The sequence below is a fragment of the Brevibacterium sp. CT2-23B genome (genome assembly GCF_013168765.1).
GTDB lineage: Bacteria > Actinomycetota > Actinomycetes > Actinomycetales > Brevibacteriaceae > Brevibacterium > Brevibacterium sediminis.
The window spans coordinates 711,089-727,357 of sequence record NZ_JABBYK010000002.1; the positions used below are offsets into that span (position 1 = coordinate 711,089).

The 16,269-nt window shown below is 63.7% G+C and carries 19 protein-coding genes; 16 read left to right on the plus strand and 3 right to left on the minus strand.

What is annotated here, in order from left to right; translation table 11 throughout:
- Window positions 1-12: 12 nt before the first annotated feature.
- From lepB to HIM68_RS08475, 8 genes are all read left to right on the plus strand, one after another.
- The gene (gene lepB, locus HIM68_RS08440) at window positions 13-720 is read left to right on the plus strand and encodes a signal peptidase I (protein ID WP_172171301.1); all 708 of its coding nucleotides are present in this window, start codon (window positions 13-15) and stop codon (window positions 718-720) included.
- Complete coding sequence (locus tag HIM68_RS08445) at window positions 720-1,532, plus strand: ribonuclease HII (RefSeq protein ID WP_139468807.1); 813 nt, start codon at window positions 720-722, stop codon at window positions 1,530-1,532. Before lepB ends, HIM68_RS08445 begins: the two co-directional genes overlap by 1 nt.
- Entirely contained in the window at window positions 1,529-1,846 is a 318-nt protein-coding gene (locus HIM68_RS08450) for a DUF2469 domain-containing protein (RefSeq protein WP_025777313.1), read from the plus strand. The genes HIM68_RS08445 and HIM68_RS08450 overlap by 4 nt, the downstream gene beginning before the upstream one ends.
- 169 nt (window positions 1,847-2,015) lie before the next feature.
- The gene (locus HIM68_RS08455) at window positions 2,016-2,435 is read left to right on the plus strand and encodes a YraN family protein (protein WP_139908445.1); all 420 of its coding nucleotides are present in this window, start codon (window positions 2,016-2,018) and stop codon (window positions 2,433-2,435) included.
- Entirely contained in the window at window positions 2,432-4,069 is a 1,638-nt protein-coding gene (locus tag HIM68_RS08460) for a YifB family Mg chelatase-like AAA ATPase (protein ID WP_172171303.1), read from the plus strand. Before HIM68_RS08455 ends, HIM68_RS08460 begins: the two co-directional genes overlap by 4 nt.
- Complete coding sequence (gene dprA, locus HIM68_RS08465; protein WP_172171305.1) at window positions 4,066-5,295, plus strand: DNA-processing protein DprA; 1,230 nt, start codon at window positions 4,066-4,068, stop codon at window positions 5,293-5,295. The genes HIM68_RS08460 and dprA overlap by 4 nt, the downstream gene beginning before the upstream one ends.
- A gap of 49 nt (window positions 5,296-5,344) precedes the next feature.
- Window positions 5,345-6,019 carry a maleylpyruvate isomerase N-terminal domain-containing protein gene (locus HIM68_RS08470; RefSeq protein ID WP_172171307.1) on the plus strand — a complete coding sequence of 225 codons (675 nt, stop codon included), beginning with the start codon at window positions 5,345-5,347 and terminating at the stop codon, window positions 6,017-6,019.
- Window positions 6,020-6,096: 77 nt separating this feature from the next.
- Window positions 6,097-7,212, plus strand: coding sequence for a tyrosine recombinase XerC (locus HIM68_RS08475; protein ID WP_172171309.1), 1,116 nt, complete (start codon window positions 6,097-6,099; stop codon window positions 7,210-7,212).
- Window positions 7,213-7,364: 152 nt separating this feature from the next.
- Here HIM68_RS08475 and HIM68_RS19330 read toward each other — a convergent pair whose 3' ends face one another.
- Window positions 7,365-8,054 carry a nucleoside phosphorylase gene (locus HIM68_RS19330; RefSeq protein WP_367647477.1) on the minus strand — a complete coding sequence of 230 codons (690 nt, stop codon included), beginning with the start codon at window positions 8,052-8,054 and terminating at the stop codon, window positions 7,365-7,367.
- Here HIM68_RS19330 and HIM68_RS08485 point away from each other — a divergent pair.
- The 3 genes from HIM68_RS08485 to HIM68_RS08495 all read left to right on the plus strand — a co-directional run bounded on the left by HIM68_RS08485 (window position 8,032) and on the right by HIM68_RS08495 (window position 9,237).
- Window positions 8,032-8,391 carry a hypothetical protein gene (locus tag HIM68_RS08485; RefSeq protein WP_172171313.1) on the plus strand — a complete coding sequence of 120 codons (360 nt, stop codon included), beginning with the start codon at window positions 8,032-8,034 and terminating at the stop codon, window positions 8,389-8,391. The two genes, HIM68_RS19330 and HIM68_RS08485, sit on opposite strands and share 23 nt — an antisense overlap.
- 116 nt (window positions 8,392-8,507) lie before the next feature.
- Window positions 8,508-8,993: a hypothetical protein gene (locus tag HIM68_RS08490; RefSeq protein WP_172171315.1), complete on the plus strand. Its 486-nt coding sequence runs from the start codon at window positions 8,508-8,510 to the stop codon at window positions 8,991-8,993.
- Window positions 8,994-9,024: 31 nt separating this feature from the next.
- Window positions 9,025-9,237 (plus strand): hypothetical protein, encoded by a 213-nt coding sequence (locus HIM68_RS08495; protein WP_172171317.1) that lies wholly within the window; start codon window positions 9,025-9,027, stop codon window positions 9,235-9,237.
- 67 nt (window positions 9,238-9,304) lie between these two features.
- Here the strand turns inward: HIM68_RS08495 and HIM68_RS08500 are convergent, their stop codons facing one another.
- Window positions 9,305-9,853: a hypothetical protein gene (locus HIM68_RS08500; protein ID WP_172171319.1), complete on the minus strand. Its 549-nt coding sequence runs from the start codon at window positions 9,851-9,853 to the stop codon at window positions 9,305-9,307.
- A gap of 178 nt (window positions 9,854-10,031) precedes the next feature.
- Window positions 10,032-11,141 (minus strand): D-alanyl-D-alanine carboxypeptidase family protein, encoded by a 1,110-nt coding sequence (locus HIM68_RS08505; protein WP_172171321.1) that lies wholly within the window; start codon window positions 11,139-11,141, stop codon window positions 10,032-10,034.
- Window positions 11,142-11,692: 551 nt separating this feature from the next.
- On the opposite strand from HIM68_RS08505, the gene rpsB reads away from it, so the two are divergent.
- The 5 genes from rpsB to HIM68_RS08530 all read left to right on the plus strand — a co-directional run bounded on the left by rpsB (window position 11,693) and on the right by HIM68_RS08530 (window position 16,181).
- Window positions 11,693-12,610: a 30S ribosomal protein S2 gene (gene rpsB / locus HIM68_RS08510; RefSeq protein WP_172171323.1), complete on the plus strand. Its 918-nt coding sequence runs from the start codon at window positions 11,693-11,695 to the stop codon at window positions 12,608-12,610.
- Between the two features lie 33 nt (window positions 12,611-12,643).
- Complete coding sequence (gene tsf / locus HIM68_RS08515) at window positions 12,644-13,471, plus strand: translation elongation factor Ts (RefSeq protein WP_101544635.1); 828 nt, start codon at window positions 12,644-12,646, stop codon at window positions 13,469-13,471.
- Window positions 13,472-13,655: 184 nt separating this feature from the next.
- A complete protein-coding gene (pyrH, locus tag HIM68_RS08520; RefSeq protein ID WP_139468802.1) occupies window positions 13,656-14,408 on the plus strand; it encodes a UMP kinase in 753 nt (250 codons plus the stop codon).
- A gap of 193 nt (window positions 14,409-14,601) precedes the next feature.
- Window positions 14,602-15,159 (plus strand): ribosome recycling factor, encoded by a 558-nt coding sequence (gene frr / locus HIM68_RS08525; RefSeq protein ID WP_101544639.1) that lies wholly within the window; start codon window positions 14,602-14,604, stop codon window positions 15,157-15,159.
- Window positions 15,159-16,181, plus strand: coding sequence for a phosphatidate cytidylyltransferase (locus HIM68_RS08530; RefSeq protein WP_139468801.1), 1,023 nt, complete (start codon window positions 15,159-15,161; stop codon window positions 16,179-16,181). Before frr ends, HIM68_RS08530 begins: the two co-directional genes overlap by 1 nt.
- Window positions 16,182-16,269: the final 88 nt, after the last annotated feature.

Genomic DNA, 16,269 nt, shown 5'->3' on the forward strand with positions numbered 1-16,269 from the left:
GAAAGCGAACGAATGACAAGCGAATCCGAAGCTTCCCCGCCGCCCGCCTCGAAACGGTTCGCGCGCGGTCTGCTGGAGACCCTGGCGATCATCGTCGTCGCCCTGCTCATCTCGACGGCCCTGAAGACTTGGGTCGTCCGTTCGTTCTACATCCCGTCCGAATCCATGATGACCACTCTCCAGGTCGATGACCGGGTGCTCGTCAACCAGCTGGCTCACCGCTTCGGACCCGCCGACCGCGGCGACATCATCGTCTTCGACGACCCGGACCATTGGCTCTCGGCCGCCGAGACCGCCGAATACACGCCCAACCCGGTCCTCGAATTCATCGGCTTGGCTCCCGCGGACTCGGGCAATCAGCTGATCAAACGGGTCATCGGCGTCGGCGGCGACACGATCAGATGCTGTGACGCCGAGGGACGCCTGCTGGTCAACGGCGAACCGATCGACGAAACCTATCTCGATGAGGGCACCGCTCCCTCGGAGGTCGAATTCGAAGTCACAGTGCCCGAAGGCCATTACTGGGTGATGGGCGACAACCGCAGCAACTCCGCCGACTCGCGCTACCACATGGACACCGACCCCTTCGTGGCCGAAGACGACGTCGTCGGCACCGTGTTCCTCATCAACTGGCCGTTCAAGCACTTCAGCTGGGTTTCGACACCAGACAAGGTCTTCGCGGACGTACCGGACACCGCCGAGGGACTCAGCGGGAACTGATGGCCGCACGTGGACTGACCGACCTCAGCGTCGAACGGGAGCTGCTGAGCGAGGGATTCGACTACGTCATCGGCGTCGACGAGGTGGGCCGTGGTGCCCTGGCCGGGCCCGTCAGCGTCGGTGTCGCCCTGTTCGATCTGCGCATTCTCACCGCCGCCGAGGTGCCCGCCGGCATCCATGATTCGAAGCAGCTGAGCGCGCAGTCGAGGCAGGAGGCCACCGACCGCGTGCGGTCGTGGGCGACCGCCGCGGCGGTGGGATCGTCGACGCCGGCCGAGCTCGACGAGGTGGGGATGACGATGGCGCTCAACCTCGCCGGACGTCGCGCCATGATCTCGATGCTGCGCGAATGGGCGGACGCTCGTTCCGACAGGCACGGTTCGGGCGGTTCCGAAAGGAACGGTTCGGGAGGTGCCGATGTCAACGGAACGGCCGCCTCGGCGAGGGAATTCCCGGGCCGGACGATGGTGCTCCTCGACGGTCGACACGATTGGCTTTCGGCCCCACTCACCCTCGATTGCCTGGGGACATTCGGTGACTGTGTCGACCTCGAACTGCCGCCTGTGCGCACCGTGATCAAGGGGGACGGCTCCGTTCCGGCTATCGCGGCGGCGAGCATCGTGGCGAAAGTGGCACGCGACGAGACGATGATCGCACTCGCGGAGGCCCATCCGCACTATGGTTGGGAATCGAACGTGGGATACGGGACGGTGAAGCACCGACAGGGCATCACCGAACTCGGACCCAGCATCCACCACCGGAGAAGCTTCCGCCTGACCGCGGACTCAGGAGCGAAGGAGGGCCTGTTATGAGCGCCGATGATCTTGACGACTACGAAGCACAACTCGAGCTTGCGCTGTACAAGGAATACCGGGACGTCGTCGGTCTCTTCGCCTATGTCGTCGAGACCGAGCGCCGGTTCTACCTCGCCAACCACGTCGACCTCAAGGCTCACAACGATGCTGGCGACGTGTACTTCGAACTCACCCTGCGCGACGCGTGGGTGTGGGACAGCTACAGGTCGGCACGGTTCATCAAGACTGTGCACGTGCTGACGTTCAAGGACGTCAATATCGAAGAGATCGCGAAGTCCGATCTCGAACCGCCGACGGCGATCCGCGGCTGAGGCGGGGCGCCGGGGCCACCGGCGAACCCTGGGCTCACTGACCCTTGCACCGATTGCTGTGGACGAGGCACTGACTCGACCGTCCTCGGCCTGTGGATGAGGCGGCCTCGTCCACAGGCCCTTTTTCTGCTCTTCCCTGAAGTATTGCCGGCATGGTCATCTGACCGGTATGGGACGGATACGAACACCCGGTCGGACACGAGCGTCGAAGAGCACGCGGACCGTGAAGGGCCTGCGCAAGCAGGCGCTCGGCAGCAGAGGAGAGGACCTCGCCGCTGCGTTCCTCGAAGACGCTGGACTCGTCGTTCTCGAACGCAACTTCCGGTGCCCACGCGGTGAGCTCGACATCATCGCCCGCGACGGTGACACCGCGGTCTTCGTGGAGGTCAAGACGCGTCGCACGGCCATGCTCGGATCACCGTTGGAGGCCGTGACCCGAAACAAGCTCGCCCGCATCCGCACATTGGCAGGGTTCTGGCTGAGCGGGCAGGACGAATACTTTCCGGCCACGCGCATCGACGCACTCGGAATCATCATGGAACCGCGCGTCCAGTACTTCCACTGCCCGAACATCCAGGTCGACTCGTGAGTGAGGAGACCCTGGGACGGGAGGAACCGTCGGGCGATCCGGTCGATCCGCCGGAGCTGGTCGAGCCGGTCGAGGCCGACGAAGTCGAACCCGCATCCTCGGCGCACATCATCGGGCGGGCCTCCGCCGTGGCTCTGTGGGGACTGACCGGGAAGATCGTGTCGATCGAAGCCAGCGTCAGCGCGGGCCTGCCGGGAATCGACATCGTCGGACTGCCGGATGCCTCGGTGAGCGAATCACGCAAGCGCCTTCGTGCGGCCCTGTCCTACCTCGGCAGACCAGTCGCCACAGAACACCTGACGATCAACCTCACCCCGGGAACGGTTCCGAAGATCGGCACCGGATTCGACCTCGGCATCGCCGTCGCCGTGCTCAGAGCACTCTCGTTGATCTCCAACGACGACACAGGCAGCGTCATCCACTGCGGTGAGATCGGACTCGACGGCAGAATCCGTCCCGTCACCGGGGTGCTCCCGTCCCTGCACACAGCGCTGCAAGCTGGGTTCGACCGCTTCGTCGTCCCCATCGGCAATGCCGATGAGGCGGGACTCATCGGACGGGCAAGAATCCTCCCGGTCGCCTCGCTGGCCGAGGTGGTCAATGCCTACGGAGGATCGATGGCCGTACCCGCACTGCCTGCCGTCCTCGAAATGGATCGGCCCGTCCCCGTGAACCCGGAACTCCACGACCTCAGCGAAGTCCAAGGACAGGCCGAAGGACGTTTCGGCCTCGAAGTCGCCGCGGCAGGTGGCCACAACCTGCTCATGCGCGGAACACCCGGAGCGGGCAAGACGCTGCTGGCCCAATGCCTGCCCGGAATCCTGCCGCCGCTGAACGACGACGAAGCCGTCGAAGTCGCCACCGTCCGTTCCCTGCGCGGAGAACTCGACGGCAGCGACGGACTCGATCACCGCCCGCCGTTCGAGGCACCCCATCACCGCAGCACCGCCTCGGCGCTCATCGGCGGACGCCGCCCCGGAACGGTCGGAGTCCTCAGCCGAGCCCACCGCGGGGTTCTGTTCATGGATGAGGCACCCGAATTCTCACGCGATGTGCTCGAAGCCCTGCGACAGCCGATGGAATCCCGTCGCGTCCACATCCACCGCGCCTGGGGATCGATGGTGCTTCCGGCATCCTTCCAGCTCATCATGGCCGCAAACCCCTGCCCCTGCGGAGTCGGGATGGCCGGCGCCGGCGGGGACTGTCGGTGCACCCCTCTGGACAAACGCCGCTATCGCAATCGGCTCTCCGGGCCGCTGCTCGACCGCGTCGACCTGCAGCTCGAGCTCTTCCCCGTCTCTCCTGCCGACATCCGGCTCGGCGGGGACCAGGAGACCAGCACCACGGTGGCCGCCCGCGTGTCAGGCGCACGGAAGCGACAGTCGGAACGATTCGCCGGCTGCGACTGGAGGCTCAACGCCGAAGCGCCCGGAACCTGGCTGCGCGAACACTTCGCACTCACACCGAAAGACCTGACGGACCTGGACCGGGCACTCGACACCGGCCGGATCACCATGCGCGGCTATGACAGGGTGCTGCGTGTCGCAACCACTCTGGCCGACCTGGCGGGAAAGCAGGGTCCCGACCCCGACACGATGAGAATGGCGCTCGCCTTGCGGACACAGGAGTCATGACCGTGAACACACATGAGGACGTACGCATGGCCATCGCCTCACTGCTGCGCATCGGTGAGCCCGGCGACGGACTGCTCAGACAGCTCGTCGACGGAATCGGCCCGGTCGCCGCTCTGTCGATCATCACGGCCGTCGGTCGCGGTGAGACCACCGCGCACGATGCTGTCCAAGGTCTGGCTGACACCGGCACCGAGGCGGCCGAACACAGTCAGCTGCCAGCGGCCATCGACCGGTGGGCTGTGCGAGCCGGCGAAGCCGACGCGGTCGGGAGCGACCTGGACAAGATCGCGAGAATCGGCGGCCGACTGATCATTCCCGATGACGATGAGTGGCCCCGAATGCTCGACGACCTCGGCCCTGCAGCACCACTGGGCCTATGGGTGAGAGGAGCAGCCTCCCTCAGCGCCGCACTGACTCGTGCCGTTGCCGTGGTCGGGGCCAGAGCAGCCAGCAACTACGGAACCAAATGCGCCTCTGACCTTGCGTGGGATCTTGCCGCTCGCGGAATCACCGTCGTATCCGGCGGCGCGTTCGGCATCGATGCGGCCGCCCACCGTGCCGCCATCGCCCGCGAATCGCCGACGGTGGCATTCATGGCCGGGGGAGTCGACCGCTTCTACCCGGCGGCGAACGCCGAACTGTTCGAACAGATCCTCGCCACCGGTGCCATCGTGTCCGAGACTGCACCCGGAATGACGCCGATGCGCCACCGGTTCCTGCTGCGCAACCGACTCATCGCCGCCTCGTCGCAGGTGAGCGTCATCGTCGAAGCCGGCTGGCGCAGCGGGGCACTCAACACCGCCCGGCATGCCCTCGAACTCTCCCGCCAGGTCGCGGCCTTCCCCGGGTCCGTGTACTCGGCGTCCTCGACCGGAGCACACAAGCTCCTGCGCGAACACGAAGCGGAACTCGTCACCTGCAGCGACGACGTCATCGCGCTCATGGACGATGACACCCCGGCACTCTTCGACACGGCCGTGCTCAGTGCTGCTGTGGGCAGTGGAGAACGCCCGCCGTCTCTCGATCCCTGCGAAGGGCTCGACGAGCGGGAGAAGATCTGTCTGAATGCGCTGACCGTGTCGAAGCCGCTCGACGTCGGCACCATCGCTTCCCGGGCAGGGCTGACGATCGCGGATGCGCTCAACTCTCTCACCGCGCTCGACCTGACCGGATTGGCCGCACGCCGTGACACCGGATGGGTGAAGCTGCGCAGACCGCGCTCCTGATGTCGGCGATGACCGTCAGTCCGCCGCGGAGACCGCGTATCCTGAGGACGTGAGCACAGACTCTCCCGTCGACCATTTCTCTCAGGCCTGGACAGCACTGTTGAGAACCGTCGCCGGACTGCGTGACGGCGACTTCGGGCGAGCCTCCGGCTGTGCCGGGTGGCGCGTCCAAGACCTCGTGTGCCACCTCATCATCGATGCCCAGGACGTCCTCATCACCCTCGTGACACCGAGCGAGGGCGCACCGACCCACGACTCAGCAACCTACTGGACTGTCACAGACTTCCCGCCGACCGGGGATGATCCCCTCGACGCGCTCATCCCGCGACTGGCTGCCGCCTATGAGGACCCGCAGCTGCTGAAGTTCCACCTCGACGATGTGGGCACAGCCGCCGACCGGGCCGCTCGGCTCGCCGACCCCGAACGACGGGTGGAGACCCAGCACCTGGTGCTCACGATCGGAGACTTCCTCAACGCGTATGTCCTCGAATGGACCCTTCACCACTTCGATCTCATCGCACACCTGCCGGATGCGCCGACTCCGCCGACAGGCTGCGTCGCTCGAAGCCGGACGATGTTCGAGGCCGCTATCGGGGCGACGATCCCCGCGGAACTGACCGATGCCGAAGCACTGCTCATCGGCACGGGACGACGACCACCGGACGCGGAGCAGAGATCGGTCCTCGGCGACATAGGCGAACGGCTGCCGTTCATCCTCAGCTGAGGACTGATGGCCGACACCTGAGGCCTGATGGTCAACGGAAAACGGCGGCGTCCTTCGGCGCCGCGTATCCTGAGGACGTGAGCCCATCATCGACCGTCGCCGAGGTGGTGTCCGGCTATGCCGACCACCTGCGGTCTCGTGACGTCTCCGAACACACCGCCCGAGCCTACGTCGCCGACGTCTCCGACTTCCTCGATCACGCCGTGCACTCGACGAAGCTCCGACAGGGGAGCGGAGAGGGGCACCTCACGACGGCATCCGGCGCACGGATCGACATCGCTGCGATCGAACTCGACGATCTGCGGTCCTGGCTCATCGCCCTCGACGATGCCGGTGCCGCGAAATCGACGGTGGCTCGCAAGATCGCGGCAGTGCGCTCCTTCTTCGCCTACGGTGTGAGCAACCTGGCACTGCCGAACAACCCGGCCGCGCGTCTGCGGACTCCGAAAAAGGACTCCCGCCTACCCACGGTGCTCAAACCTCAGCAGGCCGCCGACCTCATCTCCGCCGCCGAGAACCACCGAACCGGAGTCACCGGCGTGGGGCGGAGACGGAAAGGGGGAAGCGCCGACAACGGCACGGATACGAGTGGCTTGATGGCAGACGACTCCTCGACGAGCGACCCGGCTGCAGACGACACCACGACGGGTGATTCCGCACAGCACGGCAAGAACGATCCACTCGATGCGGCCAAACGCATCCGCGATGCCGCAATCCTGGAAATGCTCTACGCCACTGCGGTGCGCGTCTCGGAGCTGACCGGACTCGACCGCAGCGACATCGATCACCGCGCATCGATGATCACCGTGCTCGGCAAGGGCAACAAAGAACGTCGCGTCCCGTTCGGGACCCCGGCACGCAGAGCCCTCGACGACTGGCTCGCCGCCCGCGAACTGTTCACCGGTCCTCACAGCGGCGACGCACTGTTCCTCGGCGTTCGCGGGGGACGCATCGGCGCCAGGCAGGTGCGCGAACTCGTTCACCGCTACGGCTCCGACGACCCCAGCGCCCCGGACATCGGACCACACGGACTGCGACACTCTGCGGCCACACACATGCTCGACCGCGGTGCCGACCTGCGTCAGATCCAAGAGCTGCTCGGCCACTCCACGATGAGCAGCACCCAGATCTACACTCAGGTATCCATGCAGCGTCTGCAGGACACCTACCGGCGAGTACACCCGCGAGCCTGAGACTCAGAGAGACGGACTTGGCCGGCAGAGTCATGGCGGAAGCGTCGGCCTGGCCGAGGCCTCCTACTTCCGTACCGGTGGGGTGTCGTATTCATGTTGTGTGTAAGCGGGAACTTTAGCGCCGTCATTTGTCTCGCTTCTGGTCCTGCTCATCAGTTGCCTGCCACTGTCAGTGCTGCCTCGAGCAACTGAGCTCGCCGTCCAGACGCTGTCCAACTGCCTGCTGACCACTCAGCGCTGTGAACGTCATCTCCGTTGTAGTGAACATGCGTGTACCGGACTCTCCGAAAAATTGCGACCGCGGCAAGTGAAGCGGCCTCCATCTCGACCGTCAGACAGCCTTCTGCACGTCGACGCACGATACGGGCACGAGTCTCCCGAAAATCAGCATCAGTAGTCCACGTCGCGCCAGGACGCCCAGGAATTCCGCGTGTTGCAAGCTCAGAGATAACTCGGTCAACTTCAGCTGGGGCGAATTCGACCCATCGACTCGACGGAAGATAATGGAATGATGTGCCCTCGTCCCGAATCGCTCTATCAACGACAAGAACCTCGTCCTGCCCGAAATCTGGATCGATTGACCCAGCCCCACCATCAGCCAGTGCATTGCTGACGCCGGCAGCTATCGCTTGCTCGAAGCAATGAGCACTCATTGGCCCGCCAAATCCCAGATGAAAAACTGCGTTAGAAGAATCGTGAGTCGCATAGATGCGATTTCCGCCAATTTGATCGCTGAGATGTCCGACGCAGTGGGCTCTGGACTTCAAGCCGGCCGTCGATGGGGATCGAGACGTCTGGCTCGATACTGCAGCTGAGGTCGTGGCCTGGCGGGCGGTCAACAACTATGCCGGCGCTCCCGCGCTGCCCGAGACCCTGCCGAATCAGGCCCGGGCATCCGAACGGGCACTGGCCGACCGGGTTGCCCAGATGAAAGCTCAGGCAACGCCGCCGCAGGCCGGCGAGGGCCACTCACTCCCGGTGCACCAGCCCGGCCACGACACAATCAGGCAGAAGGCTGAGGAGCTGCGCGCCGGTGAGGGTCAGGACTCGTCTCGCGACCGGATTGCCCAGGCGAAGCAGCATGCCGAGGAGAAGGAGCGCCGGCGGCTTGACGGGGTACGGCGGAGAACCGCTCCCCGTCCCGATCACGAGGTTCGTGGACCCCGCCGAGGGTACTAAAAGCCTCTCTGATCTATTTTCCCGTTTGCCCACAATTTCATCTGTTCGTGGGATGTGCTCGACTGTCTCAATGCCATAGGATCGCTACGCCCACTGCAATCTTCGGAAAGAGTCAGATGAAAAAGTTAACCGTTGGCCTGGGTCTAGTAACCCTTACGACTTTGCGAAACCGCGCATACAGATTCATTGCAATGCTGGCAGCTTGCGCCATCCTCTTCACTGGTGTCGGGCTATCGACCGACATCCATCCGGCGGAAGCCAAGACGAAATCGTCCAAAGTGATGTGGTCAGCTAAAATCAAGGGCAAGACGGCGATCCTACGGTACGGAACTAAGAACTGGGGATACGTCCACATCAAACGCGGCGGTACACACGGCCGCAAATACAACCATGAGTTGACTCCGGCAGCTCAGAAACAGTGGAAGCGCGCGATGAACGGGGTCAAGTTCACCAAGGGAACCAAGAGAATCTACCGCGCTCACTACGAGGTCGGGAAAAAGAAGGAAAAACGCACCATGTGCGTCATCTATTCCACCAACAAGAAGATCGGCATGATCACTGCTTATTGGGCGAAGGGACATATCAGTGCCAGCAAATGCTGAACCTCTGGACAGGCCAGATGAAGGCGCCATAGTGGCAGCAGTCGCCAACGGCATCAGCGCCAAAGTGAAAGCACGTGTCCTCAAAAAAGGGTTGGTGATTGGCATCCTGTCGATGTACGACAGTCAGGGGCAGGCCCACATCGATGATGCGAACGGTAACCCCTATGTAGTCGATGCAAGTACCGTCCGCTTAGCCACTGACCTGGAACGTTTGAACGCCGGATTCGACGAACCAGACTTCTAGAAAATAGAGACGATCCACGCATAAACGGCCACCACGGCGATCGCCGTGGTGGCCGTTTATGCGTGGATTATGAACCCGACCGTCTGGGTAGTTTATAAACTGGACGGCTGTTGTAGCGCTCCCACCGCCGGCCGCTCGCATCCCGGAACCGAATCCGATATTTTCCTGCGGCGGTTTCGTCCTCCGGAAAGAGGACCGTCACTTTGTAGTCCGTCCGAGGTGGTAGATCAGGCCAATAGTTGGGCACCGAGAGGACTGATCCATCTTTGCGCACGATATCTATCGACTCAATGAAGAAGCTCTCATCGCTCGTCGACGTGAGATGAAAGTCCACCGCTACTGCAGCTTCCTTTAGAACGAGGCTCACCCTCCCGGTGCCTCGGTGAGTTGACGTCTGCAGGTCTCCTGCCAGGGCAATGATTTTGAGTTCCGACGGGAGAATGGTGCCGGCGATCATTTGAAGAGGCGCTGGAGGAGACACTATCGAAAGTAGTCGAGCCTGCGCGATCTCGCGATCCCGGAGATTCTGGCTGTACAGAAACACGGCCCACAAGAACGCTGCGGCAGTTCCTACAGCGGCAATCCAGTCGGGTACTGTTCCCCAGATGTTCTCCATGACGGCACTCTACCCACTTCCTCAGTGTTGCCGGCCGGCAAGACTTTCCATTCTCGGCTGAGGCATATTCGGGAAGATAAACCGCAAGAACCGAGCCCACCCGCTCCCACACCTGACATCGGCGCGTTCGAGATCGTCGGTGTCGAATCTTGCCCGACGCAGGTAATCGAAGCACGATTCATGGGCGAAGCGGCCCGGCACGTCCGGCGACGGATAGAACGCCATAGAATTCCCAGTGCCAGGGCTCGGGCAGGGACCCCGTCTGCCGTGCCCAACCGGGATGGATCCAACCGAACTTCGGCGCATTCGCCCGCATCCACTGATGCTGCGCGGTGCCGAAGGAATTGATCCCGCTGCCGAGATCGACGGCCAGCGCCCACCCGTGATTCGACGTTCCCGGTGTCGCCGCCATCCGCCCCTTTCGCCGTTTGAGGATCACCTGCGTGGCGTAGTCCCGGTAAGCATCGGTGACCGAGATCGGGGCGCCGAACCGAGCCTCGAACGCCGTCGAGAGCCGATCGAAAGCCGCTTGAGCATCGCAGCGCAGCATCTGCCCGGGAGCCGACTCCAACTGACACATCGCCGAGGCGGGAATCTGCCCATTGCTGTGACCGCCCCACGCTCCGGCACCGGAGGTGGCCGAATCTCCGCCGCCTTTCGGTTCCTTCGCGGGCTTCCGTGACAGAGGCAGAAGTGCCGACTGCTCCTGGCCGAAGAACTTGCCCGGATCGACGTACCTCTGATCGCTCGCGGCCGGCCATGCTCCGATATGCAGGCACGAACGCTGACAGTGGCCACCGCTGCCCACCGTGCCGATCTTCTCGCCGGCGGCAAATCCCTCACCCTTCTTCAACGACGTCGCGGCCGGTTGGAACGTGAGCACATGATCGGACTCGGTGAGGATGCTGACGGTCGCAGTCCCCGCCACCGTGCCGGCAAAGCGGATCGTCCCTTCCGTCGGTGCCCGCAGCGGTTCGCCAACGACAGCGAGCACGTCGATTCCGCGATGCCCCTTGAGCCACGGCTTGTCCGGAGGATCAAAGGCTTCGATGATCTCCATCGCCGGCACCGGGGTGACCCAGTTCGTCGGTGCGCTCCTCTGAAGGCTGACCTGTGTCCGTGTCGACGCAGCCCCGGAGGCGGCGCTCGCCGTTGGGGGAGTGCTCGTGAGCACAAGCGCCGCTGCGATGATCACGGCAAGGAGCAGTGACTGCGGTGAGCCGAGGCTTGAGCGTCTCGTTCGAAGATGGAGCAGCAGGCGGAGACGGTCGAACGCGAAGTGAGTCATGGGAGCATGCAAACCCCTAGGGCACGGTCGTGTCACCCGTGAGTATCACCCCTGTGGACGAGCTGCCGCCACCCACAAGACAACGACGTTCGAGTGCGTCGGCCGTCCACAGGAAGCGATGGGCAAGTGCACCGAATCGACGGCGATCCGGCTCCACACGCCCGACGGGACCCTGCGCTCCGACACTCGCCCGCACCCATCGATCCACACCCGTCGACGTATGAGTCGGTGCGACGATACGGCCCGGTGGGCCGCCTCGGCGGGGGATCGATCTCGATTGGAAATGACTTGCCCAACCGGGATAGACTTGAGCCCAGCAGAAGCGTGTCTTCTGACTACGCGTATCCGAATTCTTCTCCTTCCCATGGTGCAGGCAGCCGTCAGGTGTGCCTGTGGGGCGGACGAACCGGGTACCAGGAATCAACCGAAAATGTCATCGACGCATCCCGTCGGTCGAATCGATGCGGACCCTCAGAGGTTCGCTTTGAGAACGGTCGACGCGCGCGTGACGTAAAAGCACCCTGAGGGTGCACAGAAAGGAGGGCGTCGGCATGGCCGTCGTCACCATCCGCCAGCTGCTCGACAGCGGCGTTCACTTTGGACACCAGACCCGTCGTTGGAACCCGAAGATGAAGCGCTTCATCTTCACCGAGCGCAACGGCATCTACATCATCGACCTGCAGAAGTCGCTGGGCTACATCGACAACGCCTTCGAATTCGTCAAGGAGACCGTGGCCCACGGCGGCTCGATCCTCTTCGTCGGCACCAAGAAGCAGGCCCAGGAATCCATCGCTGAGCAGGCTCAGCGCGTGGGTCAGCCCTACGTCAACCAGCGTTGGCTCGGCGGTATGCTCACGAACTTCCAGACCATCTCGATGCGTCTGCGCCGCCTCAAGGAACTCGAAGAGATCGACTTCGACGACGTTGCAGGTTCCTCGCACACCAAGAAGGAACTGCTCATCCTGCGTCGCGAGAAGGACAAGCTCGAGAAGACCCTCGGCGGCATCCGCGACATGCAGCGCACCCCGTCGGCCGTCTGGATCGTCGACACCAAGAAGGAACACCTCGCGGTCGACGAAGCCAAGAAGCTGGGCATCCCGGTCATCGGCATCCTCGACACCAACTGCGACCCGGACGACGTCAACTACCCGATCCCGGGCAACGACGACGCCATCCGCTCCGTCTCGCTGCTGACCCGCGTCGTCGCCGACGCCGTGGCCGAAGGCCTCATCGCCCGCCACTCCTCGGACGACGCCAGCGGTGAGAAGAACGTCTCCGCCGTCGAGCCCATGCCCGAGTGGGAGCGCGAGCTCCTCGAAGGCAAGACCGAAGAGAACGGCACCGAGGCTGCTGCCCCGGCCGAAGAAGCCGCTCCTGCCGCTGAGGCTGCTCCTGTGGCCGACGCCGAGAACGCCGAAGCCGCTCCGGCCGCTGAAGCTGCCGACTCCACCGAGTCGGCCGAGTCCTGATTTCGTTTAACTCCACCATCCTGAGGAGAAGGAATGGCAAACTACACTGCCGCTGATATCAAGGCACTGCGCGAGAAGACCGGCGCCGGAATGATGGACGTCAAGAAGGCTCTCGACGAGTCCGACGGCGACCAGACGAAGGCCATGGAAGCCCTGCGCATCAAGGGCCTCAAGGGCGCCACGAAGCGCGAAGGCCGCTCGACCTCCGACGGTCTGGTCGCGACCTCCGTCGAAGGCGGAGTCGGCACCATGATCGAGCTCAACTCGGAAACCGACTTCGTTGCGAAGTCCGAACCGTTCGTCAAGCTCTCCGAAGAGGTCCTCGAGCTTGCCGTGGCCAACAAGGCCGATTCGGCCGAGGCTCTCCTCGCCGCTGAGACCGACGGCAAGCCCGTCTCCCAGTTCATCACCGAATCCGGTGCCTCGCTGGGCGAGAAGGTCGAACTGCGTCGCGTGGGCCGTGTCGAAGGCTCCAAGATCGCCTCCTACCTGCACCGCACCAACAAGGACCTGCCCCCGCAGGTCGGCGTGCTGCTGGCATTCGAAGGTGACGACGAGACCGTGGCACACGATGTCGCCGTGCACATCGCCGCTATGGCCCCGAAGTACTTCTCCCGCGAAGACGTTCCCGCCGACCTCGTCGAGAACGAGCGTCGCATCGCCGAAGACACCGCGAAGAACGAAGGCAAGCCCGAACAGGCTCTGCCGAAGATCATCGAGGGTCGCGTCAACGGCTTCTTCAAGGAGAACTGCCTGCTCGACCAGGGATTCGCCAAGGATCCCAAGCAGTCCGTGGCCAAGGTCCTCGAGGCCGCCGGCGTCAAGGCCACCGGCTTCCTGCGCTACCGCGTCGGAGCCTGAATCACCACTGACCGTGAAGCAGACAGATCTCTGCTTCCCAGGTTCACCGAGTGAGTGAGAACTCACCCGAGGAGCGGGGTCGGACCAATCGGTCCGGCCCCGTTTTTCGCTAAACTGACCCAGACGCCCGATCACAGTGACGATCCCACCGGGTACAGACCTGCCCGCACGGAAGAAGGACTCCATGACAAGCACCCCTGTTCACGAATCCAGCTACGCCAGCCGCGCGGTGCGCTCCCATCGGCGCCGCGTTCTGCTCAAGCTCTCCGGCGAGGTCTTCGGCGGCGGCAAGATCGGCGTCGATCCCGACGTCGTGGCCGCAGTTGCCCGCGAGGTCGCTCCCACGACCGAGGACGTCGAGGTCAGCATCGTCGTCGGCGGCGGCAACTTCTTCCGCGGAGCCGAACTCTCCCAGCGCGGCATGGACCGCACCCGTGCCGATTACATGGGCATGCTCGGCACCGTGATGAACTGCCTGGCACTGCAGGACTTCCTCGAACAGACGGGTGTCGACACCCGCGTGCAGACCGCGATCCCCATGTCGCAGGTCGCCGAATCGTATATTCCCCGCCGTGCCATGCGGCACATGGAGAAGAACCGCGTCGTCATCTTCGGCGCCGGCGCCGGACTCCCGTACTTCTCCACCGACACCGTGGCCGCCCAGCGCGCACTTGAAGTGCATGCCGATGAGGTCCTCATCGCCAAGAACGGTGTCGACGGCGTCTACACCGCCGACCCCAAGGTCGACCCGAAGGCCGAGAAGATCTCCGAGATCAGCTACCAAGACGCCCTGCAGCGAGGCCTCAAAGTCGTCGACGCGACCGCCTTCAGCCTGTGCATGGACAACAAGCTGCCGATGCACGTCTTCGGTATGGAAGGCGAGGGCAACCTGCGCAAGGCCATCATCGGTGAGAAGATCGGCACGGTCGTCCACTGAGACCCACCCCCACCGAGGCGGTCCGACGCTGAACGCAGGCGGATCCTCACAGCGTGGGACCGTATCCACCGAGGCGGTCATCCGCCTGGCATCCACGCAGGTGAGAACACTCCTGCGATGATTCGGTGCGGCATTTTTCAGTGATGACCCATAGAATGAACCCAAAGCTTTAAGAAGAGGGAAAGAGGCAACCGTGATTGAAGAGACACTGGCCGAAGCCAGAGAGAAGATGGACAAGGCCGTCGAATTCACGCAGGAGGACTTCGCGTCGATCCGCACCGGCCGTGCCAACCCCGCACTGTTCGCCGATATCGAGATCGACTACTACGGCGCTCCGACACCGCTGCAGCAGCTCGCCTCGTTCCAGACGCCCGAGGCACGCACGATTCTCGTGACCCCCTACGACAAGGGCACGCTGACCGATATCGAGAACGCTCTGCGCAACTCCGACATCGGCGCGAACCCCGCCAACGACGGCAACGTCATCCGCGTCGTCCTCCCGGACCTCACCGAGGAACGCCGCAAGGAATACGTCAAGATCGTCAAGGGCAAGGCCGAAGACGGCAAGGTCTCCATCCGCAACATCCGTCGTCACGCCAAGGAGACTCTCGAACGTATCAAGAAGGACGGCGAAGCCGGCGAGGACGAGGTCACTCGCAGCATCTCCGAGCTCGACGATCTGACGAAGAGCAAGGTGGAGAACGTCGACAAGCTGCTTGCGCAGAAGGAAGCTGAGCTGCTCGAGGTCTGATGATCGCCGTGACAGGGTCCGACAGCCCCGCGACAGATCCGGCTCCCCTCGGGGAGCCGGATCCGTCAGGCGAGGCCGCGCGGGTTGAGACCCCTTTCCCGAAACGTCGAGACCTGCGCAACTCGGACAAGCCGTATTCGCCTGACGACCCGGAATCGAATCCGACCGCCGAGGCGGCGGCGACCGATTCAGAACCTGAACCGAAAGATTACGGTCGAGCCGGACGCAACTTGCCGGCCGCGATCGGCATGGGACTTCTCATCGGCGGCGTGGTGCTCGCGTCTCTGATCTTCCTGCCGATCTCGTTCCTCTTCATCGTCCTTGTCGGCATCGTCGCCGCAATGTGGGAGCTGGCGAACGCTCTGTCACGTTCCGGCTCCCTCGTCTCCCGCGTGCCCACCATGGTGTCGGCGGCCTGTATGGTCGTGGCCACGTTCATCGGGGGCCGCGAAGCGCTCTGGGTGACCTTCGCCGCCAGCGCGGGAGCAGTCATGCTCTTCACGATGGTCGAGCGCCGGAAGAACGCAGTCAAAGACGTCTCGCTCTCCCTCTTCGCTCTCACCTATGTCGGCCTCATGGCCTGCTTCATCGTCTACATCCTCACCCAGCCGGACGGCAACTTCTACGTCATCATCTTCCTCGCCGCGGTCGTCGCCTCCGACACCGGCGGCTACGTCTTCGGCGTGCTGTGGGGCAAGCATCCCATCGCCCCGCGGATCTCTCCGAAGAAGTCCTGGGAAGGCTACCTCGGCTCGACCGTCTTCGCCGCAGTGGTCGCAACGATCCTCGCCGTCACCGTCGTCGACGCTCCGTTCTGGACCGGTCTTGTCATCGGTGCCGTCATCCCCGCTTTCGCCACTCTCGGCGACTTCAGCGAATCGATGATCAAACGCGACCTCGAACTCAAGGACATGGGCACCCTGCTGCCCGGCCACGGCGGTGTCATGGATCGACTTGACTCGATCCTACCGACAGCCCCGGTCGCGCTCGTTCTCTTCTCGGTCCTGCCCGGCTACCTCTGACCGGCCCGCCGACTCGGCTACCCGGCTGCCTCTGACCCCGTCCGGTTCGCACCTGCCCGACGTGGCGGCTCACACACGACAGCCGTGC